This window comes from Curtobacterium sp. AC272 (genome assembly GCF_979258155.1).
Window position 1 is genome coordinate 3683856 of sequence record NZ_OZ409838.1, and the last position, 23260, is coordinate 3707115.

Consider the following 23260-nt stretch of genomic DNA (forward strand, 5'->3'; position numbering starts at 1 on the left):
GATCGCGGCGGCCCGCGCGGCCGGGGCACCGCCGGAGCAGCCCTTCGCCGTGGTCGCGAAGGGCCTGGTGTTCGCGAGCTCCGCGTCCGCACGGCAGCACGGCGTCGTCCGGGGCCTCCGGGTGCGCGAGGCGCAGCGCGCTGCCCGGAGCTCGTCGTGCACCCCTACGACGACGCGCTCGACCACCGCGCGTTCGAACCCGTCATCCGCGCGGTCGAGGCGGCCGTCCCCGGGGTCGAGGTACTGCGTCCCGGCACCCTCGCCCTGCGTGCCCGGGGACCGGCGCGGTACTACGGCGGCGAGCGGGCGGCCGCGGCGACCCTGGCGGGGATCGCGGCCGACCACGGTGCCCTGGCGGTGCGGGCCGGTGTGGCGGACACCCCGTTCGCGGCGGAGCAGGCAGCACGGGCCCGACCGGTGCGTCCCGGCGAACGGGTGCGGATCGTGCCGGTCTCCGGCTCGTCGGACTTCCTGGCGGCCCTGCCCCTCGGTGTGCTCGGCGACCCCGAGCTCGCGACGGTGCTCGACCGGCTCGGCATCACCACGCTGGGCGATTTCGCGTCGCTCAGCGACGAGCAGGTCCGCGACCGGTTCGGGGTCGCCGGAGCGTTCCTGCACCGGCTGGCCGGCGGACGCGACCCGCGGGAGATTCCGGCACGCGCGATCCCGCCCGAGCTCCGGATCGAGGCCGCCTTCGAGCCCCCGCTCGACCGCGCCGACCAGATCGCGTTCGCGTTCCGGCGCTCCGCCGACGACTTCGCCGCACGCCTCCGCGCCGCTGGGCTGGTCGCGACGACCATCCGGGTGGGGATCGTCGACGAGCGGGACATCCTGCTCGAACGCACGTGGGCACACCCCCGCTGGTTCGACGCCGCCGACGTCGTCGACCGGGTGCGGTGGCAGCTCGCCGGCGGGGTCGACCCGACCGGGCTCGAGGCCCCGGTCACCTCGGTCGTGCTCGAGCCGGTCGCCGTCGACGACATGGCGAACCACGAACGCGGACTCTGGGGCTCCGGGCCGGACGAGCGCGTGCACCACGGGCTGGCCCGGATCCAGGGCATGGTCGGGCACGACGGGGTGGTGAGCCCGCGAGTCGGTGGTGGTCGGACCCTGTCCGAGCGGGTGGTGCTCGTGCCGGGCGACGCCCCACCCGGCGGCGAGCGTGCCCTGGCCACCGTGCGCGACCGACCGTGGCCCGGCAACCGCCCGGGCCGCCGCCCGCCACCGTCCTCGAGCGTCCCCGGCCGGTCGACGTCGTCTCACGCGACGGCGCGAGCGTCGACGTCGACGACCGCGGTGTGCTGTCCGGCGCGCCCGAACGCTTCCGCGCCGAGGGGGACCGGGGCGGCGGTTCGCACCCGTCACGGCCTGGGCGGGCCCCTGGCCGCTCGTCGTGCGGTGGTGGGAGTCCGGCGGTCGACGACTGCACCGGCTGCAGCTCGTCGACGCCGAGGGCCGTGCTTGGTACCTGGTGTTGGCGGACCACCGGTGGTGGGCGGAGGCGATCGCCACGTGAACCGATCCAGGAGCAGGACCTGATGGGCTACAGCAACCCACCCGTGCCGTGGTCGCAGTTCGAACGCGCCCTGTCGGACAAGCGCAGTCCGGGGACGGCGAAGGCCGGTGACGGCGGGGACAGCCCGGCGTGGTCGCGCAAGCGCGAGCCGTACGTGCCCACGGACCAGCCGGCGGCTGCGGACGACGGCCCTCCGGTCGAGCCGTACGCCGAGCTGCACGCGCACTCGGCCTTCAGCTTCCTCGACGGTGCCAGCCAGCCCGAGCAGCTGTTCGAGGAAGCCGCACGGCTGCGCCTGCACGCCCTCGCCCTCACCGACCACGACGGCTTCTACGGTGCTGCCCGGATGGCCGAGGTCGCCGAGGCGTACCCGCAGGTCGGCACCGTCTACGGCACCGAGCTCTCGCTGGGCCTGACCGAACCGCAGAACGGCGTCCCCGATCCCGAGGGCTCCCACCTGCTCCTGCTCGCCGACGGGCAGGACGGCTACCACCGGCTCGCGGGCGCGGTGACGAGTGCGCACCTCGCGGCCGGGTCCGAGAAGGGCAGCCCACGCTACGACCTCGACGAGCTCGCGGGGCGGGCCGACGGACACTGGCGGGTGCTCACCGGGTGCCGGAAGGGCACCGTCCGGCAGGCGCTCGAGCAGGGCGGGGAGTCCGCGGCGGAGACCGCGCTGCGCGTGCTGCTCGACCGCTTCGGGCGCAGCAACGTCGTGGTGGAGCTCCTCGACCACGGCGACCCGCTCGACAGTGCGCGGAACGACGTGCTCGCGACCCTCGCCGAGCGGTACACGCTGCCCCTGGTCGCGACCGGCAACGTCCACTACGCCACCCCGGACCGGTTCCCGGTGGCGACGGCGCTGGCCGCGGTGCGGCCCGGCGCAGCCTCGACGAGATCGACGGGTGGCTGCCGGCCGCCGACACCGCGCACCTGCGCTCCGGCGCCGAGATGACCCGGCGGTTCGGGCGGTACCCGGGGGCGATCGAGAACACCGTCACGCTGGCCGACGAACTCGGGTTCCGGCTGCGCACGGTCAAGCCCGGGCTGCCCGACCTCGACGTGCCGGACGGCCACACCGCGATGTCCTGGTTGCGGGAGCTCACCTGGACGGGTGCACGTCGCCTCTACCCCGGCAGCGCCGACGGGGTGGACCCGCAGAAGCGCGAGCGCATCGAACGCGAGCTCGCCGTGATCGAGGACAAGAACTTCCCCGGCTACTTCCTGATCGTGCGCGACATGGTGCAGTACGCCCGCGGCCGGGGGATCCTCTGCCAGGGGCGGGGCTCCGCCGCGAACTCCGCGGTCTGCTACCTGCTCGAGATCACCGCGGTGGACTCGATCCGCTACGGCCTGCCGTTCGAGCGGTTCCTGTCGGCGATGCGCGACGAAGAGCCCGACATCGACGTCGACTTCGACTCGGACCGCCGCGAAGAGGTGATCCAGTACGTCTACGAGAAGTACGGCCGGTACAACGCCGCCCAGGTCGCGAACGTCATCACGTACCGCCCGAAGGGTGCCGTCCGCGACATGGCGAAGGCCCTCGGCCACAGCCCGGGGCAGCAGGACGCCTGGTCGAAGCAGGTCGAACGGTGGGGCTCGGTGACCGAGAGCCAGGACCACGACATCCCGCCAGCGGTCGTCGGGCTGGCGAGCGACGTCCTGGGCTTCCCGCGCCACCTCGGCATCCACTCGGGTGGCATGGTGCTCACCGACCGGCCGGTGGGCGAGGTCGTGCCGATCGAGCACGCGCGGATGGACGGCCGCACCGTGCTGCAGTGGGACAAGGACGACTGCGCCTTCATGGGGCTCGTGAAGTTCGACATGCTCGGCCTCGGCATGCTCGCGGCGCTGCAGTACTCGTTCGACCTGGCGGCGGAGCACTGCGGGGAACGCTGGGAGATGCACTCCATGCCGAAGGAGGAACAGGGCGTCTACGACCAGCTCTGCCGAGCCGACACCATCGGGGTGTTCCAGGTGGAGTCCCGTGCGCAGATGGGCACCCTGCCCCGGCTGCTCCCACGGCGGTTCTACGACCTGGTGATCGAGGTCGCCCTCGTCCGCCCCGGCCCGATCCAGGGCGGTGCCGTGCACCCCTACATCCGGCGTCGGACCGGCGAGGAACCGATCACGTACATCCACCCGTCGCTCGAACCGGTGCTCGAACGCACCCTCGGGGTGCCGCTGTTCCAGGAGCAGCTCATGCAGATGGCGATCGCGGTCGGCAACTGCTCGGGCGACGACGCCGACCTGCTGCGGCGGGCGATGGGGTCGAAGCGCGGCCACGAGAAGATCGACCGGCTGCGCGACAAGCTCTACGCGGGCATGTCGGACAACGGCATCCACGGCGAGGACGCCGACGCGATCTACGCGAAGATCCAGGCGTTCGCGAACTTCGGCTTCGCGGAGAGCCACTCGATCAGCTTCGCGCTGATCGTCTACGCGAGCGCCTGGATGCGCCTGCACTACCCGGGGGCGTTCCTGGCCGCGCTGCTCCGCGCGCAGCCGATGGGGTTCTACTCACCGCAGACCCTGGTCGCCGACGCCCGTCGGCACGGCGTCCAGGTGCTCCGACCGGACATCCTGCGCTCGGGTGTCGACGCGACGCTCGAACCGCTCGGCGACGACCAGGTGGTGCCCCCGTGCGGTGACGACGCCTGCCTGCACACCGAGCAGCCGCCGGTGCTGCCCTTCGACAAGGCACTGCCCGACGACACCGCACGGCACCGCCGCGACGGCGCGTTCGCGGTCCGGCTCGGACTCGCCGAGGTCGCCTCGCTCAGCCGGAGGAGCGCCGAGAAGATCGTCGCCGAGCGTGACGCGAACGGCCCCTTCGCCGACATGTCCGACCTGGCCCGCCGGGTGGGGCTGACGACGGCGCAGCTCGAGGCACTCGCCGCAGCCGACGCCTTCGCCCCGTTCGACATCGACCGCCGCGGTGCGATGTGGTCGGCGGCCCAGGCCGCTGCGGAGCGCGCCGACCAGCTGCCCGACACGCAGGTCGTCGTCCAGCCGCCGCTGTTCGGGCAGATGACGAGCGGCGACGTCCTGATCGCCGACATGTGGTCGACGGGCATGACGACCGACGACCACCCCGTCCGGCACGTGCGCGACCGGCTCGCCGCCCGCCGGGTGCTCAGTGTGCAGGACACCGCGACGGCCGAGACCGGGCGGCGGGTCGAGATCGGTGGGATCGTCACGCACCGGCAGCGTCCGGCGACGGCGTCGGGGATCACGTTCATGAACGTCGAGGACGAGACCGGGCTGGTCAACGTCATCTGCAGCGTCGGGGTGTGGGACGCTACCGCCGGGTCGCCCGGGAATCCCCGGCGGTGATCGTCCGGGGCATCCTCGAGCGGTCACCCGACGGTGTGGTCAACCTCGTGGCTGACCGCATCGAGCACCTGTCGCTGTCCGTGCGCACGCGGTCGCGGGACTTCCAGTGAGTGGTCGCGGGCGAAGGGCGGGGAGCGGGTGCGCGGCTACTCGACCTCGGGCAGTCGCACCGTGACCTCGAGTCCGCCGGAGCGCACGTTCCGCAGCGACGCCGTCCCGCCGGCGCGCTCGGCCACCGCACGGACGATCGCGAGCCCCAGCCCGGATCCACCCGGCAGGGCGATCGCACCGGTGGCCGGGTCGGGGTTCGGGCGCGACTTCCGGGCCTCGTCCGGTCGGGTGAACCGGTCGAACGCCACCGGGATGAACGACTCGGGGACGCCGGGGCCGTCGTCGGTGACCTGCAGGACGCCCTCGCCCCCGGTGCTGCGCCAGGACACGAAGATGCCGCCACCGCGGGGAGCGCCGACACTGCGTTGCCCGCGATGTTCGTGACGAGCTGCGCCATGCCACCGGTGTCGAGCCGGTAGCGGGGCTCGTGGGTCCCACCGCCGATGCCGGGCCCGGAGCCGCCGACGGCCACCGGGGCCTCGAGGTCGAAGTCGACGGTGACGTCCTTGGCCGACGCGATGAGCCGGACCCGGTCGACGGCCGCCATGACCTCGTCACCCAGGTCGGACCAGCCGGTCTCCGGGCGCTGGTCGCCGTCCTGTTCCCGCCGTTCGGACTCCTCGATCCGCGACAGCGCGAGCAGGTCGTTCGCCAACCGGGAGAGCCGGGCGACGCTGTGCTTGGCGCGCTCGATGTGGGCGGCCAGGGCGGCGGCGTCGTCACCGTCGAGCGACGCCAGGTCGAGCTGGGTGGTGAGGATGGCGAGCGGTGTGCGGAGCTCGTGGCTGGCGTCGGACACCATCTGCCGTTCCCGCTCGGTGGCCTGGCGCGTGCGGGCGAGGAAGGCGTTGAGGGTCGTGGCGAGGGACGCGAGTTCGTCCTGCGCGGGGCCGACGGGCAGCTCGGCCCGTTCGGGCGCGACGGACAGCCGCTCGGCCTCACGGCGCATGCGGTTGACGGGACGGAGTGCCGCGGTCGCCAGGATCCACGAGGCGATGCCGAAGGCGAGCAGGATCGCGACGCCGGTGAGCGACAGGGTCGAGGTGAGGTCGTCGACCACGATCGCCTCGGCCTGCGAGTTCCGGGCGGCGACGACCGTCCACCGGCCGGCCTGGTTCACCGGGTGCTCCACGACCACGCGGTACTCGGACCCGGACACCCGGATGATCGAGGTGCCGGCCGACGTGGAGGTCAGGCTGCCGAGGGCGCTCTCCACGCGGGTGGGCATCGTCGAGAGCACGATGTCTCCGGACGGTGAGACCACGGCGACCAGCTGCGCGTTGCCCGGCGGGGACAGGTCGGGATCGCTGTCCACCTCGAGCGTGGCGACGTAGGGGTCGGCGTCGGCGTCCAGCAGGGTCAGGTCGCACTCGCGACGACGCTGACCACCTGGAACCGCATCACCAGCACGAGCAGCACGATCACGACCGCGGCGATCGCCGTCGAGCCGATCGTGATCCGTGCCCGCAGCGACAGCAGGCGCAGGGGCGGACCAGACCGCGTCGTGGGCGGTCCGGCCCCGGGCGAGCGAGGCCCCGCTCACGCCCCGAGCAGATCCAGGCGGTACCCGCGGCCGCGCACGGTGGCGATCGCGACGGTGGCCTCGTGGGCGACGAGCTTCTTGCGGAGGTACGAGATGTACTGCTCGACGACGTTCGGGTCGACGTGCTGCGAGCCGTCCCAGACCTCTTCGAGGATCTTCGGCCGGTCGACCACGCTGCCGGCGGAGCGCGCGAGCAGGCGGAGCAGCGCGAACTCGGTCGGGCTGACGGCGACGCGCTGGCCCTTGATCGAGATGCGACGGGCCTCGGAGTCGATCGAGACGTCGCCGACCTCGATCGTTCGGGGTGCCCCGGCGGACTCGCGGCGACCGAGGGCGCGGAGCCTGGCGGTGAGCTCGGCGAACGCGAACGGCTTGGTGAGGTAGTCGTCCGCCCCGGCGTCGAGGCCGAACACACGGTCGTCCACGGCGTCGCGCGCGGTGACGAGCAGGATCCGCACGGGATCCTCGCGCTCGCGGATCCGTCGTGCGAGCTCGAACCCGGACATGCCGGGCATCATCACGTCCACGACGGCCAGGTCGAACGCCTGCTCGCCGAGGGCGATGAGCGCCTCGACCCCGTTCTCCACCGCCGTCACGCGGTACCCCTCGGCAGCGAGACCGCGCTCCATCAGGGCACGCATCTCGTCGTCGTCCTCGACCACCAACAGCCGCATAGTGGACCTCCTCGGACCCATCGTGGCATCGAACGGGCGTGGAGGGCCGATGCCCGGGCCGAACTCACTGAATCTCGTCACAGGAGCGGGTACCGTGGCTGCCAGGCCACCGGGCAGAACGGTCTGTCCCGCGTTCTAGGGACATGAGGACTTCTTGCTTCATTGGTAGGATCACCCGGCGGACAGCGCTTACCCGAAGGGCGGTCCGTTGCACCAGGGGGCACCATGAACGACCCGATCGACCACGCGTCCGTCGACCACCCGTCCGTCGACCACCCGGCCATCGTCCGTCTCCGCGCGGAGCTCGACGCCGCGTGGAAGGGCATCGGGGCACTCGGCCAGATGGAGGGCGTCCGCCGCGACCGCGTGGTCGCCGAACTGCGGACGGCCGTCCCCGACGTGGCGAGCCGCGCGGCGCGCGAGGTCGGCACCGAGGCCGTCGTCGCGGAGATCAGCCGGTTCGCCGACGCGGGTGTGCCCGGCACCGATCCTGCCGTGCCCGCCGCGGTGATCTGGGACGACGTCGTGCAGACGGCGGCCGAAGCCGCACGCGCCACGCGCTGACCGGCACTGGCACGCCGCGCCCGACCGGCGCCGGCGCTGGCACGCCGCGTCGACCGGCGTCAGTCGTCCTCGCCGAGCAGCTCCTCGCGCACGCGTCGGACGTCCTCGAGCAGAGCGCCGATGAGCACCCAGTGCCGTGAGTTCGGTCGCACGATCTCCATCGGTGCCGTCAGTGCGGGTTCCGCGGTCGCCACCCCGGCATCGTCCCCATCGGCACCCGCGGCGAACGACGGGTCCAGCCGTGTCGACTCGACCCGGGCGCTCAGCGCGCGGACGTCCGAGGCCGATCCGGGCCACCTCGGTCGCGATGCCGCCGACCACCGGGTCGGCGCGCAGGTCTGGTGCGGTGTTGTCGTGGATCGCCCGGGTCATGCCGGTGACGCGCGTCACCAGGACGCGCAAGTGCTCGGTGATGGCGACGTCGCGGTCGAGGATCGTGCGGTGCCGGCCGCCTCGTGGGTTCATCGTCAGGGACTCGCGGGCCGCGTTGAGGGACGCCTCGGTCTTCGCGTGCTGCTGCCGGAGCGCGCGGGCCCGCACCAGGGCGTCCTGCCAGCGGTCGCGGTCCCACCCCTCGGTCAGGCCGATCGCGACGCGTTCGAAGGCCACGGCGGTGTCGCGGGCGAGTCGGGCGACGGCGAGGTGCGCGGGCTCGAGCAGGACCGGCGGGATGATCAGGGCGTTCACGACGAGGGCCACGACCGCACCGATCACGGTCTCGAGGATCCGGTCGGCCGAGTAGTTCGGCGTGACGACCCCCGCGGTGAGCACGAGCATCCCGCTGATGCTGACCTGGGTCGCCGAGGTCGGGGTCAGCCGGAGCACCCAGGCGATGAGGATGGCGAGCACGACCACGAGCAGGACGACCCACACCGAGTCGCCGAGCAGCAGGTGGAACCCGGTGGCGAGCAGCACGCCGAGCACGACACCGGCGCTCCGCTCGAGGCCCTTGACGAACGACTGGTTGATGCTCGGCTGCACGACGAGCAGCGCGGCGATCGCGGCGAAGGTCGGGAACGGTCCCTGGATCAGCAGCCGGCACAGCAGCACCGCCGCGACGACCGCGACCGCGGTCTTCACGACCTGCAGGAACGGCGTGCGACTGGAGCTGCGGAGACGCGCGACCGGGTTCACCTCGACCACGCTAGCCACCGCCCGCACGCCGAGCCGTGCACGAACGCGACGAAAACGTCCGGACACGGTTGACTGATGTCGTGTGGCCCAACCATGAGCGCGTCATCCCGCAGGCCTTCGCCGGCTCCGGGACCTCCGTCGTGGCCGCACGGGCGCACTCCGTCGAGCCCTCGGGCAACGGCTACCTGTACGGCTACGAGGTCGACACCGTCGACCGGAACGGCCAGCGCGCCACCGTCCTGACGTACGTCGACACCGGCGGCGCGCACGACCAGAACAGTGCGATCGTCACCGATCCCGCGACCGGCGAACCCGTCTCGGTGTGGGCGTACCCGAACGACCCGGGTCTGCCGGTGCTGCCGCAGGTGACCTACCGCGACGCGGTCGCCGAGCTCCTGACGACGCTCGGCATGCCCGTCACCGACCCGGTGCTCACGGTGGCCGCGTACCGACCGGGCAAGCGTGCGGTGGTGCGGGTGGACGCCCCCGAGCGCACCCTGTTCCTGAAGATCGTCCGTCCGCACCGGGTCGCGCCGATCGTGAAGTCGCACGAGCAGTTCGTGGCGGCGGGCCTGCCGGTGCCCCGAGTGCTGTCCAGCCGCGGCGACGGACTCCTCGTGCTCGAGCGGATCCGCGGCGTGCCGGCCGGCAGCCGCATCCTCGACATCGCCGACGACTCGCGGTTCGTCGCGTCGCTGGCCGCCCTGAGCGGGCGGGTCGCGACCGTCCCGATGACCCAGCAGGCCCGTGCCGACGCGATGGACCACGCCGACTGGCACCGCCGCACCCTCATCGCCGCGTTGCCGCAGGATGCCGACGAGATCGACCGCCTGTACGACGCCATCGGCCGCCGGTCGATCGGTTGGACGAGTGCGGCGAAACAGGTCGTGCACGGTGACCTGCACCTCGAGCAGGTCTTCGTCGACGAGGACGAGCCCTGGCGCATCTCCGGGCTCCTGGACATCGACACCGCTGGGTGGGGCTTCCCGGTCCGCGACATCGGGGCGGTCGTCGCCCACTTGGTCGTCACCGGCCTCTGGCACCGATCGCGCGGAGACGCCGACCGCGGAGCCGCGGCCGAGCGCCTCGCCGACGCGATCGCCCGCGACTGGGTCGCCCGCAACCCGCGCGAGACCGACCGCATCGGGCCCGCCATCGGTGCCCAGCTGCTGGCCCACGCCGGCGGCCAGGCGACCACCGGCTCCGCGAACGGCATCCAGACCGCCGAGCAGCTCCTCGCGGCGACGCGGGCCGCGTTGGCCGAGGCTGCTCCGGTCCTGCCGGCGGCCGGCCTGGTCCGCCCGCGGTCCGCGCCCCGCGTCTGACGGCTCGCGGCGCCCGTCGCGAAAGCGACAGATCTGCGGGGAACGTTGGCGGGGAACTGTCGCTTTCGCGGGGTGGTCGGCGTGGGGACCCGGGAACTGTCGCTTCGGCGGGGTGGACGCGCCCGGCGTCGGACGGGAGGCGCGCGGCGGGCCCGCACCGTGCCTCCCGTCCGTCACGCGGGGCGTTCCAGGAGGCGCGACGCGCGCGGGCGACGCGGAGTCGCCTCTGTCGGGGGTCGGGGAGTAAACTGAGCGCGCACGCACCGCGTTCCCGCGTGCCGCGTCGATTCCGGACGCAGCCGTCGATCACTTGATCGACGCGGGAACCGGGCCGCGACCGCCCGCGGGGGCGTCACGTGCGTGTGACGACGCCGGATCCCGGCGCGGACCGTCGCACCCGGCGCCGAGCAGGCGCTCGCGGTGGAACGGTCCGCGGGACTCCACCGGACGTCCCGAAGCGGGGACCGGCGATGCGGTGGGCCACGGTGGCCCGCAGCCGAACCGGAGCCGTGTCAGGCCCCGGTGCAGGACTTCCGCCCCACGGGCGGCTCGCCCCGATGCGTGGGCGGAACAGGAGGAGCGTTGGCTCGATCAGGCACCCGGCGAGCTGCCGGCGGGACGCGGACCGCGTCACGTCGGACGAGGCCGCTGGACAACGACGGCGTGATCCCCGTCCTCGCCCGCGCGGTGCGCGAGGTCGAGGCGGCGGCGCAGCGCGGACCGCTCAAGGCGACGAACCGGACGAAGTTCCAGGCCGTCGCACTGCTCATGCGCGAAGAACGCGCACGGGTGAAGGGCGACACCGAGCTCACGGACTCGCAGCGCGCCGAGCAGCTCAAGCGGCTCGACGGCGTCGCGACGATCCTGGCGAAGACCGCGGCCCGCGACACCAGCGTCATCCAGCTGCTCGCGGAAGAGGTGCAGGTCTCCGAGGCGACCCGCGCCGTCAAGCGCGACATGATGATCGCCGGCGGCATGGAGCTGCAGCCGGAGGACCTCGTCATCGCGGCCGAGCCCACCCCGGTCGCCGAGACCCCGGTGCGCGCGGTCACCCCGCAGGCGGTCGTGCAGCGTCAGCTCGCCAACCCGTTCCTGCCGCCGGACTTCGCGCTCGCCGACCAGCCCGTCGCGCACCCGCGTCGCCTGGCGAACTGGGAGCTCTTCGGGCCGCTGTTCAAGTCGTTCGAGTACGGCGCGGGCGGGGAGCGGCGACGATGCCGCTGCCCGAGCCGACCTCGCTGCACTCCCGCTCGGGTACCACGCTGATGAAGCACCAGGCCGAACTGGTCGCCGCCGCGTCGCAGGGGCACCGCACGTTCCTGCTCGCCGACGAGCCGGGCCTCGGCAAGACGGCGCAGTCGTTGCTCGCCGCCGACGCCGCCAACGCGTTCCCGCTGCTCGTCGTGGTGCCGAACGTCGTCAAGACGAACTGGGCGCGCGAAGCCGAGCGCTGGGTGCCGAACCACCGCGCCACCGTCATCCACGGGGACGGCAACGACCTCGACGGGTTCGCCGACATCATCATCGTGAACTACGAGATCCTCGACCGGCACGCCGGCTGGCTCGGGGGCTTCGGCTTCAAGGGCATGGTCGTCGACGAGGCGCACTTCATCAAGAACAAGGACTCGCAGCGCGCTCGCTTCGTGCTCCAGATCGCCGACCGCATCCGGCAGCGCACCGCGGCACCGCTGCTCATGGCGCTGACGGGCACCCCGCTGATCAACTCGGTCGAGGACTTCCGGACCATCTGGGAGTACCTCGGCTGGATCGACGACAAGAAGCCCCGCGCGAAGCTCATGAACGAGCTCGAGGAGATCGGCTTGACGCCGGCCGACCAGGGCTTCTTCGTCGAGGCCCGCCGTGCCGTGATCGACCAGGGCATCGTCCGACGCCGCAAGGTCGACGTCGCCGCGGACATCCCGGCCCGCCGGATCGCCGACATCCCCGTCGAGCTCGACGGCGACGAGGGCCGCTCCATCCGCGACGCCGAGCGCGAGCTCACCGCGAAGCTCGTCCGCCGGTACCACCAGGCGCTCGACGCCCGCACCGGGCAGGACCCGGTCGTCGGCATCGACCACAAGCTCGTCCGGCAGGTCGCGCGCTGGGAGCTCGAGGACCAGGACGCCTCGTCGACCGGCGAGAACGTGTTCTCGATGGTCCGGCGCATCGGCCGCGCCAAGGCCCAGCTCGCAGCCGACTACGCCGCGCAGCTCGCGTCGAACGTCGGCAAGGTCGTGTTCTTCGCGAAGCACCTCGACGTGATGGACCAGGCCGAAGAGGTCTCGCTCGACGGGGCCTGCGCACCGCCACGATCCGTGGCGACCAGACGGCCACGCAGCGCACGGCGCAGATCGACTCGTTCGTGAACGACCCCGACGTCGCCGTGATCGTCTGCTCGCTCACCGCCGCCGGCGTGGGCCTGAACCTGCAGGTGGCGTCCAACGTCGTGCTCGCCGAGCTGTCGTGGACGAGCGCCGAGCAGACCCAGGCGATCGACCGTGTGCACCGCATCGGGCAGGAAGAGCCCGTCACCGCGTGGCGCATCATCGCCGCGCAGACGATCGACACCAAGATCGCCGAGCTCATCGACTCGAAGGCGTCGCTGGCCGCCCGCGCGCTCGACGGTTCGGACGAGGAACTCGTCGACTCCGGCGACATCCAGCTCGACGCCATGGCAGCGCTGCTGACCGAGGCGCTCGGGGGCTAGTTCCGCGGCGGGCGGCGCGCATCCGTCCACGACCGAAGTCCGTCCGAACCACGTGATCACGCGGTTCGGACGGACTTCGGTCGTGCGAAGCGTCGCCGCTCAGATGCATGTGTGCGGGACTTCGCCGCTCAGATGCGGGACTGCACCTCGGCCAGCGACGGGTTCGTCGCCGTGCTGCCGTCGGGGAACACCAGCGTCGGGACGGTCTGGTTGCCGCCGTTGACCTCGGCGACGAGTTCCGCCGTGCCCGGGGTCTGCTCGATGTCGACCTCGGTGAAGGGCACGCCGGCCTTCGTCATCTGGTTCTTCAGGCGGGCGCAGTAGCCGCACCAGGTGGTCGTGAACATCGTGACGCCGCCGGCTTCGGGGGTGAACTGCTCGCGGGTGATCGTGTCGCTCATGGCGTCAGGCTAACCCCGCTTTCTGGACGCCCTTGACCGGCTTATCCGATATAGCCAGGTTAAGCCGCATGGAACCGATCCAACGCGTCACCGCCCCGACGCTCGACGTGCTCGACGCACTGCTGGCCGCCGACGGCCCGGCATGGGGGCTGCTCGTCATCAAGGCCACCGGGCGCCAGGCCGGCACCGTCTACCCGATCCTCGAGCGACTCGAGCGGCAGGGGTGGATCACGTCGTCGTGGGACGACGAGACCGACCGACCGGGCCCGCGTCGTCGGCTCTACGAGTTCACGCCCGACGGGGTCGACGCCGCACGCGACCTCGTCGCCGCGCGTCCGTCCGCCGCGACGCCCGTTCGTCCGGCTCGCTCGGCCCACCGGCCGGTGACCTCGTGAGCGCGCTCGACCGGGCGCTCGTGGGGGTCGCCGTCGCCGTCTCGCCCGCAGCACACCGCGCCGCCCGCCGCGAGCAGTGGCTCGCCGACGTGCGCGATGCCCACGAACTCGACCTCTCGCCGACCGCACTCGCGTTCGGCGCGTTCACCACGGCGCTGTTCCACCGACGCGCCGGCCACCGTTCCACCTGGGGGGACACCATGACCGCACTGCCGACACCCGTCCGTTCTGCACCGCACACCATCCGGACCGTGCCGGTGCTGGTCGCCCTCGCGGTCGTGTCGTTGCTCGTGGAAGGGGCGTGGCTCATCCTGCAGCCGAACTACGGCTACGAGAGCGCCTCGGACCGAGTCCTCGGCATCACCGGGACGTGGTCTCTGGTGTTCTTCGTGCCCGGTGCGGCCATCGCGCTGGCAGCGCTCACGCTCCGCACGAGTGCTCGACGCCGTCGCCTCGGCGCCAGCATGATCGTCGCGGCGGCCGTCGGCGGTGCGCTGCAGCCGATCCTCACGCCGCCGACGAGCCTGCCGATCGCCCTGGTGCCCGTCGTCCTCGCCCTTGCCGGGTGGCTGGTCGCGGCACGCGCTGCGCGGTGGACCTGGGTACTCCTGGTCCTCCCGGTCGCTGTCTTCGCCCTGCAGTGGGCCGGCGTGCTCTACCCGCTCGTCCCGGTGCGGTGGAGCCCGTTCCTCGTCACCCTGCCCCACCTGGCGATCGTCCTCGCCGGAGCGGTGGCGTCGCGGTTCTCCACCGATGCGCCCGCGGTGGTCGATGCGCACGGTGAAGCCCTGGTAGACAAGACCCTCGTGAGCGACACCCACCTCGAGATCGAGCGCACCTACGACCTGCCAGAGGGCGGTGCCCTGCCCGACCTCGTCGGCGCCGGTGGCATCCTCCGCACCGAGCACCAGGAGCCGTTCGAGCTCGATGCGACGTACTGGGACACCGAGCGGTACGACCTGGTGGCGGCGCGGGTCACGGTCCGCCGGCGTACCGGTGGCCCGGATGCCGGGTGGCACATCAAGCGCTCCGAGTCGGACACGGTCCGCCACGAGCAGCACTTCGCACTGACCGACGACGCCGACACGGTGCCGACCGAGGTCCTCGCGGCGCTCTTCACCGAGCGTCGCGGCCGTGGCCTGCGCCCCGTGGTCCGCATCACGACCACCCGCACCGTGACCCGCCTGCTCGACGAGGACGGCGACCAGGTCGCCGAGCTCGCCGACGACCAGGTGACCGCGCAGCGCCTCGACGACGACGCTCCGGAGACGCCGCGCACCTGGCGCGAGGTCGAGGTCGAGGCCGTCGCCGACGTCGACCCGCAGGTCGCGCACGAGCTCTTCGCGGCGCTGGACGGGCGCTTCGCGGCCGTGGGCGCCGGCCCCGCCGCCGTCGCGTCCAAGCTGGCACGCGGGCTGGCAGGAGCACCGGCACCGCGCCTCCAGACCGAGGAGAAGCCGGACAAGGGCACGACCGCACGCGTCCTCGCGAAGCGACTGCGCAAGCTGCGCGCTGCGCTGCTCGGCCAGGAATCGCGGCTCCGCTCCGGCGACGCGGCCGACCTCCGGCAGACGGCTGAGACCGCCCTCGAGATCGCCTCGATCCTCGGCGCCTACCGTCCGGCGTTCGCCGACGGTGACGCCGTCGACCGCGCCGCCGAGGCGGCCGACGGCCTGGCTGCCGTGACCGCGCGCGCAGCACTCAACGAGTACCTCATCGACCGGTTGCCGCGCGCGTCGACCCCGGCGCAGGACGACCTGGTCGACTCGATGACCCGCGAACGCATCCTGGCGTCGACCCGTGAGCGCCGCGACCAGTCGGTGCGGGACGTCGTCGCGTTCGTGCACGGCGAGCCGTTCCTCGAGCTGCTCGACGCGCTCGACGACGCCGTCGAACGTCCGACCCCGACCGAGTGGTCGCTCCGTTCGCCGAAGAAGGTCGCGCAGGACGTCGGCGCCGTCGTGAAGCCGCACATCCGCGAACTCGTCCGGGCCGCGGTCGCCGACGACACCTCGGACACCGCCGCCGAGCGCGAGGCCGCCGACCGTGCGACCACCGAAGCCGCCTGGCAGGGCACGATGCGGGCGCGGATGGCGATGGACGTGCTCGGCGACGACGCGTTCCCGCACGCGCTGTGGAAGCGGATCGGCAGCGCGGCCGACGTGCTGACCGAGCGCGTCCGGTCGCTGCACGCCCTCGACGCGCTGCGGACCAACGCGGCGATCGCCGAACGCGGTGGCGAGGGCACGTTCGGGTACGGCGTGCTCGCGGGGGACCGGGTGCGCCTGGCCGAGGAGTCCTACGACGAGGCGGTGCACGCGCTCAACCGCGTGTGAGGCGCGGGGCGGGTCGCGGGGCGCCGCGTGCCGCGGGCGCGGCCGGTCGCTGGTGAGCAGAAATGGTCGGGTGCGCGCGCGCAACCCGACCATTTCTGCTCACGAAGTCATCAGGCGGCGGGCGACTCGTCGGCCAGCCCGAGCACGTCGAGCAGCCAAGCGAGCTCGAACGCCCGCTCCTTCCACGAGGCGTACCGACCGCTCACGCCGCCGTGGCCCGCGGACATCTCGGTCTTCAGCAGCACCGGCGCCCCGACCTCGCGCAGCTTCGCGGTCCACTTCGCCGGTTCGACGTAGAGCACACGGGTGTCGTTGATCGACGTCACGGCGAGGATCCGCGGGTACTGCACGTCGTCGCGGACGTTCTCGTACGGGGTGTACTCGCTCATGTAGCGGTAGACCTCGGCGTCGTGCAGCGGGTCGCCCCACTCGTCCCACTCGATGACGGTCAGGGGCAGGTCGGGGTCGAGGATGCTCGTGAGCGCGTCGACGAACGGCACCGCGGCGACGATCCCGGCGAACCGGTCCGGAGCGATGTTCGCCACCGCACCCATGAGGAGCCCGCCGGCGCTGCCGCCCTCGGCCACGAGCCGGTCCGCGGTGGTGCGGCCGGACTCGATCAGGTGGTCGGCGACCGCGACGAAGTCGGTGAACGTGTTCTTCTTCGTCAGCGTCTTGCCGTTCTCGTACCAGTGGCGACCCATCTCGCCGCCACCACGCACGTGGGCGACCGCGAAGACGACGCCGCGGTCGAGCATCGACAGACGCATGACGCTGAAGCCCGGGTCGATGGAGTGCTCGTACGAGCCGTAGCCGTACAGGTGGAGCGGCGAGGGGGTGTCCGCGTCGACGGCGTCGCGCCGCCAGACGAGCGAGATCGGCACGCGGGTGCCGTCCGCCGCCGTGGCCCAGTCGCGCTCCTGCGCGTAGTCGGCGGGGTCGTAGCCGCCGAGCACCGGCTGGCGCTTCAGGACCGTCACCTCGCCGGTCGCCAGGTCCAGGTCGCTGACCTCGGACGGGGTGACGAACGAGGTGAACCCGATGCGGAGCGTCGGCTGGTCCCACTCGGGGTTGCCGCCGAGGCCGGCCGAGAACAGTGCTTCGTCGAACGGGACCTCGTGCGCGTCGCCGTACCCGTCACCCTCGATGGGGATGATCGCGATGCGGGGGAGCGCCTCAGAGCGGTACTCGAGCGCGAGGTGCCCGGCGAAGGCGTCGACGGACTCGATGCGGCGCTCGGTGTGGTGCGCCACCACGACCCGGCGGTCCCGCTCGGACGTGGGGTCGTCGGCGGGGACGTCGACGAGCTCGAAGTTCTCGGCACCGTCGTTGTGCAGCACCAGGAACCGGTCGCTGCCGCCGACGATGGCGTGCTCGATCTCGTACTCGACGCCGTCGCGCCGCGGCCACACGACCTGGAACTCGCCGGTCGGGTCTGCGGCGTCGAGCACCAGGGCCTCGGACGTGATCTTCGACCCGAGCTCGATGACGATGTACTGCGACGACCGGGTGACGCCGACGCCGACCCAGTAGCGGTCGTCGGGTTCCTCGAAGACCAGGACGTCGTCCGACGCCGCGGTGCCGACCGCGTGCCGCCAGATCTTGTCCGGGCGCCACGACTCGTCGACCGTCGGGTAGAAGACGTAGCGACCGGCCGGGTCGAACGTCGCACCGGCCCCGGTGTTCGGGATGGCGTCGCCGAGATCGGTGCCGGAGGCCAGGTCGCGCACGTGCAGGGTGTACCGCTCGTCGCCCTCGACGTCGATGCCGTAGACCAGTCGGGTGCCGTCGTCGCTGATGTCGTAGGTGCCGAGGGAGAAGAACTCGTGGCCGTCGGCCAGGGCGTTGCCGTCGAGGACGACCTGCTCGCCGGGGAGGGTCGACTCGCCCTCGACGACAGCCGGCGGGGTCCAGTCGTCCGGACCGGCGATCGGCGCACGGCAGTGCACACCGTACTGGCTGCCCTCGGCCGTGCGGGTGAAGTACCACCAGCCGCCCATGCGCACCGGCACCGAGAGGTCCGTCTCCTGGACGCGGTTCTTGACCTCGGCGAAGACGCGGTCGCGCAGCGGGGCGAGGTGGTCGGTGGCGGCGTCGGTGTAGGCGTTCTCGGCCTCGAGGTAGGCGAGGGTGTCCGGCGACTCCTTGTCACGCAGCCACTCGTAGTCGTCGACGAAGTCGATGCCGTGGTGGGTCCGCGTCACGGGCCGCTTGGCGGCGGTGGGCGGGGTGGCCTGGGAGTGCTCGGTGCTCACCATCCCACCCTATGCGCACGGCCCCGTGGCGAGCCGGGCGTCACGCCGCCCGGAACCGGTCGCACCGCGCTCTGCCGGGCCGCCCCGTCCGGAAGCGGTCGGACCGCGTCCGCCCGGCCACCCCCGCGCGGACCCGCTGCTCGAACGCCTCGAGCTCGTCCACGACTGCCGGTGCGACCCAGGCACGGTCACGCCGCCGCTCGGTGACCGGACGCAGCACCCCGGCGCGGACGAGGTCTGCGGCCACGGAGCCGGCCAGGTCGGCATCGACCGATCCGTCGTCGACACCGGCGAGGAGGTCCTGCAGTCGGGTCTCGGTCAGGACCGGGTCGGCGGAGAGCGCCCGCCCGACGACTGCGTGCACACCCGTGGCGCACGGACCCGCCATCCGGTCGGCCGCGTGCTCGTCGAGCAGCAGGGCGGTCACGGTCGCCTCGTCGCACACGGTACCGATGGCGATCGCGATGTCTGCCACGAGGGCGTCCACGACCCCGTTGCGGTACCGCTCGAGGTGCCGGAAGTACCGGCCTCGATCCGCTGCGAGTGCGGTGGCGATCGGTGCGGTCACGGTCGTCGTGACGCCCCGCCGCCGCAACACGGCACTGATCACTGCCCGTCCGATCCGGCCGTTGCCGTCGGTGAACGGGTGGATCGACTCGAACTGGGCGTGCCCGATCGCAGCCTGGGCGATCGGGTGCAGGTCGGTCCGGTGCAGGAACGCGAACAGGTCGGCCATGAGCGGCGCGACGAGCTCCGGCGGCGGCGGGACGTACGTCGCCAGCCGCGGGGTGTCACCGCCACCGATCCAGTTCTGGACGCTGCGGTAGCGCCCGGCGTACCGCCCGTCGACCGGGTCGTCGCGCATGAGCAGCCGGTGCGCCCGAGCAGCGCGGCCTCGGTGATCACGCCCGTGTTCGCTGCCGCGACCAACCCCTCGATCGCACCGGCGGCGCGGACGACGACGGTCGCACTCGGGTTCGCGCGGATGCCCACGAGCGCTCGGGCGCAGTCGTCGAGCGACGCGGACTCGTCCTCGATCCGCGACGAGGCGACGGCCTCGGTCCGACCGATCACCGATCCGAGGGGCGCGAGCCGGGAGCCGTGGTGGACGTCGAGCGACCGGAGCGCCGCGGCTGCGCGATCGAGCAGCGCCTCGGTCCGGGCATCGGGCTCCCACCGAGCACGAGCGATCACCGGTGGGAGCGACACCCGGACGGACGTGGTCATCCGATCGGCGCGGGAACCCCGGCGGGCGCTGCGCCACGGACGCTCCGCGCTGCCGTGCACGGGCCATCCGCGGTGCAGGAGCACGCCGCCGTGCGCGGTCTGGCCCCCGAGCGCGGTCGAGCCGTCGTGGACGTGCGGGGTCTCGCTCCGATGCACCATGCCGGGAGCGTAGGGACCCCGGACGCCCGACGCCAGGAATTCGTATTTCGCCGGCCCGCGTAGCGTTGGTGGCATGAGCAACTCCTTCGCGATCACCGGTGCCCACGTCGTCCCCGTCTCCGCCCCCGCCTTCGACGGCGGCGCGGTCGTCGTCGAGGACGGCCGCATCACCGCGATCGGCCCGGACGTCACACCGCCCCCGGGGATCACCGTCGTGGACGCAGCCGGTGCGTGGCTCGTCCCCGGGTTCGTCGAGTCCCACGGCCACGTCGGCATCCACGAGGAGGCGAACGGCGAAGCCGGGAACGACACGAACGAGATGACCGGCCCGAACATGGCCGGGGTCCGTGCGATCGACGCGATCGACATCGACGACGAGGGCTTCCGCGACGCGCTCGCCGGGGGCATCACGAGCATCGTCGTGAAACCGGGGTCCGGCAACCCGATCGGCGGCCAGACCGTCGCCATCAAGACCTGGGGCGGGCGCACGGTCGACGAGCAGCTCATCTCGGACTCGGTGAGCATCAAGAGCGCGCTCGGCGAGAACCCGAAGCGGGTGTACGGCGGCAAGGGTCAGACGCCGTCGACGCGCCTCGGCGTCGCGAAGATCATCCGTGACGCCTTCGTCGAGGCCCAGAACTACCGCGCCGCCCGTGACGCCGCCGCCGCGAAGGGGAGCCGTTCGCGCGTGACCTGACGAAGGAGGCACTCGTCCGGGTCCTCGACGGCGAACTCGTCTGGGACCAGCACACCCACCGCCACGACGACATCGCGACCGCGATCCGGCTGTCCGAGGAGTTCGGCTACCGCCTGGTCGTGAACCACGGCACCGAGGCGCACAAGATCGCCAGCCTGCTCGCCGAGAAGGACATCCCGGTCATCTACGGCCCGCTGTTCACGAGCCGCTCGAAGGTCGAGCTCCGCGACCGCGGCATCCCGAACCTCGCCACCATCGCCGCCGCCGGCGTCCGGGTCGCGATCACCACGGACGCCCCCGTCGTGCCGATCGGCATGCTCGTCGACCAGGCCACGGCCGCGGTGAAGGAGGGCCTGCCCGCCCAGACCGCGCTCGAGGCGCTCACGGTCAACCCGGCCGAGTTCCTGGGCTTCGGTGACCGCGTCGGCCGGCTGGCCGCGGGCTACGACGCCGACCTCGTGCTCTGGGACGGCGACCCGCTCGACGCGACCAGTCGCGCGACACGCGTCTGGATCGACGGCCGCCAGGTCTTCGAGTGGGCGGACGGCGCGGGCGTCACCACTCCGCGCTGGTAGCGGGGAGAGCCGGGAGGCCCGGATCGCGACGTGCCCGCACGTCGCGATCCGGGCCTCCCGTCCGTGGCGCCGGGGGCGCTGGGTCGTGACGGCCGGCGGGCCCGGCCGGCTCAGACCTCGCGCGCCAGGAGGAACTCGTTGATGCGGTCCGTCAGGTCCGCGTCGATCGCGCGGGCGTCGCCGTTCACGGCGCGGATCGGTGCCGCCTGCCGGACGCTCGACACGAGCCAGAGCGCGTCGGCAGCCTGCAGGTCGGCGAGCGTGACGAGTTCGTAGGCGGTCTCGATGCCCTCCTGCTCGGCGAAGCGGAAGACGTCGGCCTGCGTGGTGCCGGCCAGGATCCCGATGTCGGTGCGCGGCGTGACGAGCCGGTCGCCGACCTTCAGGATCAGGTTCGCGCGCGTGCCCTCGAGCACGTAGCCGTCGCTCGACACGAACAGGGCGTCGTCGGCACCGCGCCGGGCGGCCTCGCGCAGGGCGGCCATGTTGACCGCGTACGACAGGGTCTTCGCGCCCTGCAGCAGCCACGGCGAGGTGCGCTCGACGTCGTGACGGTAGCCGCGGTCCAGCACGACGACGGAGATGCCCTCGGTGCGCGCGGCGGTCGAGTCGACGGACGGCGCGGCGTAGACCCAGCCGGTGGGTCGGTCGGTGCCCTCGACGCCACGGGTCAGGACGGTCTTCGCGAAGGCCTCGCGGACCGGGTCGAGCCGGGCGCAGACGGCCTCAATCGCCTGCCGCCAGGCATCGGGGTCCGGCGCGGGCAGGTCGAGCATCGCGGCGGAGCGGCCGAACCGGTCGAGGTGCGCCTCGAGGGCCTGCGGACGACCGTCGACCACCGTGATCGTCTCGAAGACGCCGTCGCCTCGGGTGATGCCGAGGTCCTGCACCTGGATGTGCTCCTCGAGCGGCTTGGCCCAGGTGAAGGCGTCCGCTGCGGGGTCGTGCGCCGCGGCGTCGCGGGAGGGCTGGTTGAGGATCGCGAGCACGGTTTCGGTCATGCGCCCATCCAATCGCACACACGTCCGCGTGCGTTGTGCGTGGACCTCAGCTCGCGTCGGGCAGGGCGCCCATGAGCTTCCACACCGCCTGGGTGAGCTCGGGGTGCTGCAGCGCGATCCGGCGTAACCGGTGGTACTCCTCGCCGAGGACGGTGCCCTGACCGGACGCGGGGTGCATCGACCAATGGGCGTGCCGCTTGCCGATCGCGGCGTCGAGGTCGACCGCGTCGGCCCGCAGGATGAGCACGACCTGCTCGTCCACCGTCGGGAGCGTCGGCATGAACTCCCACGGGTCCTCGCCCTGGCGGCTCCGGTGCTCGACGAGCATCGAGATCTCCTCGGCGGCCTCGGCGCGCAGCACTTCGAGGCTGCGCCCGGTCCTGCGGGGCTCAGCCATGGTGCCCCCGCAGCACGCCTGCCATGGGAAGAGCGTACGACACATCTTCGGCCAGACTGGACGGGTGACCCCGCGCGACGAGAGCAAGTCCCAGCACCCCCGAGTGGTCGTCGTCTACCTGCTGCGCGACGGCGAGCGCGGGCCCGAGGTCCTGCTCGGGGAGAAGCGCCGCGGTCTCGGCACCGGTCGGTTGGTCGGCCCGGGCGGCAAGCGCGAGCCCGGTGAGACGGCGGTCGACACCGCCGTGCGCGAGGTGCGCGAAGAGGTCGACCTGCGTCTCGAGACGGTCGACCTGGAGGCCCGTGGCACGTTGGACTACCGGTTCCCGTACCGGCCGTCCTGGTCCCAGGTCTCGGACGTCTTCGTGTGCCGCCGCTGGCAGGGCAGCCCGTCGGGCTCCGACGAGCTCGAGCCGCGGTGGATCCCGGTCGCCGACGTCCCCTACGAGGCGATGTGGGACGACGCGAAGTACTGGCTCCCCGGGGTGCTCCGCGGGGTTCGGTGCGTGCACGCTTCACGTTCGCCGACGACGACGCGACGGTCGCGGGCTTCACCGGGACGGGTGTCGAGACACCCGCGTAGAGCGGATCAGCGGATCAGCGGATCAGCGGGTCTGCTGGGTGCGGGTGCTGCCGGTGCGTGCTTCCTCGGCGGCGGCGATGACCTCGGCGTCCCCGCTGCGACCACCGAGGGGCCGGACGAAGAAGTCGATGATCCCGAACACGATCGCGCCGACCATGGCGAACATCGCCCAGCCGACGAAGAGCCCGGCGGTGTTCCGGCCGTCGGCAGGCGCGAGCACGATGCTCGCGACGTAGAAGCCGACCGTCAGCACGAGGAGCACGACGACGACGCTGACGAGGACGCGGTGCCAGGTGATGCGGGGGTTCATGCCCCCCAGGATACG

General features: G+C 72.6%; 13 protein-coding genes and 5 pseudogenes. 8 read left to right on the plus strand and 10 right to left on the minus strand.

What is annotated here, in order from left to right; all coding sequences use genetic code 11:
* Positions 1 to 156: 156 nt before the first annotated feature.
* Together ACZZ0J_RS18980 and ACZZ0J_RS18985 are read left to right on the plus strand one after the other, a co-directional pair.
* Positions 157 to 1539, plus strand: coding sequence for a DNA polymerase Y family protein (locus tag ACZZ0J_RS18980; RefSeq protein ID WP_463438003.1), 1383 nt, complete (start codon positions 157 to 159; stop codon positions 1537 to 1539).
* A pseudogene (locus ACZZ0J_RS18985) lies at positions 1539 to 4962 on the plus strand (error-prone DNA polymerase). The gene ACZZ0J_RS18980 and the pseudogene ACZZ0J_RS18985 overlap by 1 nt, the downstream one beginning before the upstream one ends.
* 36 nt (positions 4963 to 4998) lie before the next feature.
* On the opposite strand, the gene ACZZ0J_RS18990 reads toward ACZZ0J_RS18985, so the two are convergent.
* The 4 genes and pseudogenes from ACZZ0J_RS18990 to ACZZ0J_RS19005 all read right to left on the minus strand — a co-directional run bounded on the left by ACZZ0J_RS18990 (position 4999) and on the right by ACZZ0J_RS19005 (position 8878).
* Positions 4999 to 5292, minus strand: coding sequence for an ATP-binding protein (locus tag ACZZ0J_RS18990; RefSeq protein WP_463438231.1), 294 nt, complete (start codon positions 5290 to 5292; stop codon positions 4999 to 5001).
* Positions 5293 to 5639: 347 nt separating this feature from the next.
* Positions 5640 to 6191: pseudogene (locus ACZZ0J_RS18995) on the minus strand (HAMP domain-containing protein); the annotation flags it as partial.
* 311 nt (positions 6192 to 6502) lie between these two features.
* Positions 6503 to 7180, minus strand: a complete 678-nt coding sequence (locus tag ACZZ0J_RS19000; RefSeq protein WP_111084549.1) for a response regulator transcription factor — start codon at positions 7178 to 7180, stop codon at positions 6503 to 6505.
* 189 nt (positions 7181 to 7369) lie between these two features.
* Positions 7370 to 8878: an FUSC family protein gene (locus ACZZ0J_RS19005; protein WP_463438004.1), complete on the minus strand. Its 1509-nt coding sequence runs from the start codon at positions 8876 to 8878 to the stop codon at positions 7370 to 7372.
* 80 nt (positions 8879 to 8958) lie between these two features.
* On the opposite strand from ACZZ0J_RS19005, the gene ACZZ0J_RS19010 reads away from it, so the two are divergent.
* Together ACZZ0J_RS19010 and ACZZ0J_RS19015 are read left to right on the plus strand one after the other, a co-directional pair.
* Positions 8959 to 10203 (plus strand): aminoglycoside phosphotransferase family protein, encoded by a 1245-nt coding sequence (locus ACZZ0J_RS19010; protein ID WP_194648114.1) that lies wholly within the window; start codon positions 8959 to 8961, stop codon positions 10201 to 10203.
* Between the two features lie 582 nt (positions 10204 to 10785).
* A pseudogene (locus ACZZ0J_RS19015) lies at positions 10786 to 12910 on the plus strand (DEAD/DEAH box helicase).
* 128 nt (positions 12911 to 13038) lie between these two features.
* On the opposite strand, the gene ACZZ0J_RS19020 reads toward ACZZ0J_RS19015, so the two are convergent.
* Positions 13039 to 13311, minus strand: a complete 273-nt coding sequence (locus ACZZ0J_RS19020; RefSeq protein WP_123293947.1) for a mycoredoxin — start codon at positions 13309 to 13311, stop codon at positions 13039 to 13041.
* Between the two features lie 68 nt (positions 13312 to 13379).
* On the opposite strand from ACZZ0J_RS19020, the gene ACZZ0J_RS19025 reads away from it, so the two are divergent.
* Entirely contained in the window at positions 13380 to 13706 is a 327-nt protein-coding gene (locus tag ACZZ0J_RS19025) for a PadR family transcriptional regulator (protein WP_194648112.1), read from the plus strand.
* Positions 13703 to 16042 carry a CYTH domain-containing protein gene (locus tag ACZZ0J_RS19030; RefSeq protein ID WP_463438005.1) on the plus strand — a complete coding sequence of 780 codons (2340 nt, stop codon included), beginning with the start codon at positions 13703 to 13705 and terminating at the stop codon, positions 16040 to 16042. The genes ACZZ0J_RS19025 and ACZZ0J_RS19030 overlap by 4 nt, the downstream gene beginning before the upstream one ends.
* A gap of 110 nt (positions 16043 to 16152) precedes the next feature.
* Here the strand turns inward: ACZZ0J_RS19030 and ACZZ0J_RS19035 are convergent, their stop codons facing one another.
* Positions 16153 to 18300 (minus strand): S9 family peptidase, encoded by a 2148-nt coding sequence (locus tag ACZZ0J_RS19035; protein WP_463438006.1) that lies wholly within the window; start codon positions 18298 to 18300, stop codon positions 16153 to 16155.
* A gap of 37 nt (positions 18301 to 18337) precedes the next feature.
* Positions 18338 to 19591: a Fic family protein gene (locus tag ACZZ0J_RS19040; RefSeq protein ID WP_463438007.1), complete on the minus strand. Its 1254-nt coding sequence runs from the start codon at positions 19589 to 19591 to the stop codon at positions 18338 to 18340.
* Between the two features lie 165 nt (positions 19592 to 19756).
* Between ACZZ0J_RS19040 and ACZZ0J_RS19045 the strand changes: the two are divergent.
* Positions 19757 to 20955: pseudogene (locus ACZZ0J_RS19045) on the plus strand (amidohydrolase).
* Between the two features lie 110 nt (positions 20956 to 21065).
* Here ACZZ0J_RS19045 and ACZZ0J_RS19050 read toward each other — a convergent pair.
* Together ACZZ0J_RS19050 and ACZZ0J_RS19055 are read right to left on the minus strand one after the other, a co-directional pair.
* Positions 21066 to 21956, minus strand: a complete 891-nt coding sequence (locus ACZZ0J_RS19050; protein ID WP_463438008.1) for an aminodeoxychorismate lyase — start codon at positions 21954 to 21956, stop codon at positions 21066 to 21068.
* A 46-nt stretch (positions 21957 to 22002) separates the two neighbouring features.
* Positions 22003 to 22353 (minus strand): tryptophan synthase subunit alpha, encoded by a 351-nt coding sequence (locus ACZZ0J_RS19055; RefSeq protein WP_463438009.1) that lies wholly within the window; start codon positions 22351 to 22353, stop codon positions 22003 to 22005.
* Between ACZZ0J_RS19055 and ACZZ0J_RS19060 the strand changes: the two are divergent.
* Positions 22352 to 22819, plus strand: a pseudogene (locus tag ACZZ0J_RS19060) (8-oxo-dGTP diphosphatase); the annotation flags it as partial. The gene ACZZ0J_RS19055 and the pseudogene ACZZ0J_RS19060 overlap by 2 nt on opposite strands.
* A 138-nt stretch (positions 22820 to 22957) precedes the next feature.
* Here ACZZ0J_RS19060 and ACZZ0J_RS19065 read toward each other — a convergent pair.
* Positions 22958 to 23245: a hypothetical protein gene (locus ACZZ0J_RS19065; RefSeq protein WP_463438258.1), complete on the minus strand. Its 288-nt coding sequence runs from the start codon at positions 23243 to 23245 to the stop codon at positions 22958 to 22960.
* Positions 23246 to 23260: the final 15 nt, after the last annotated feature.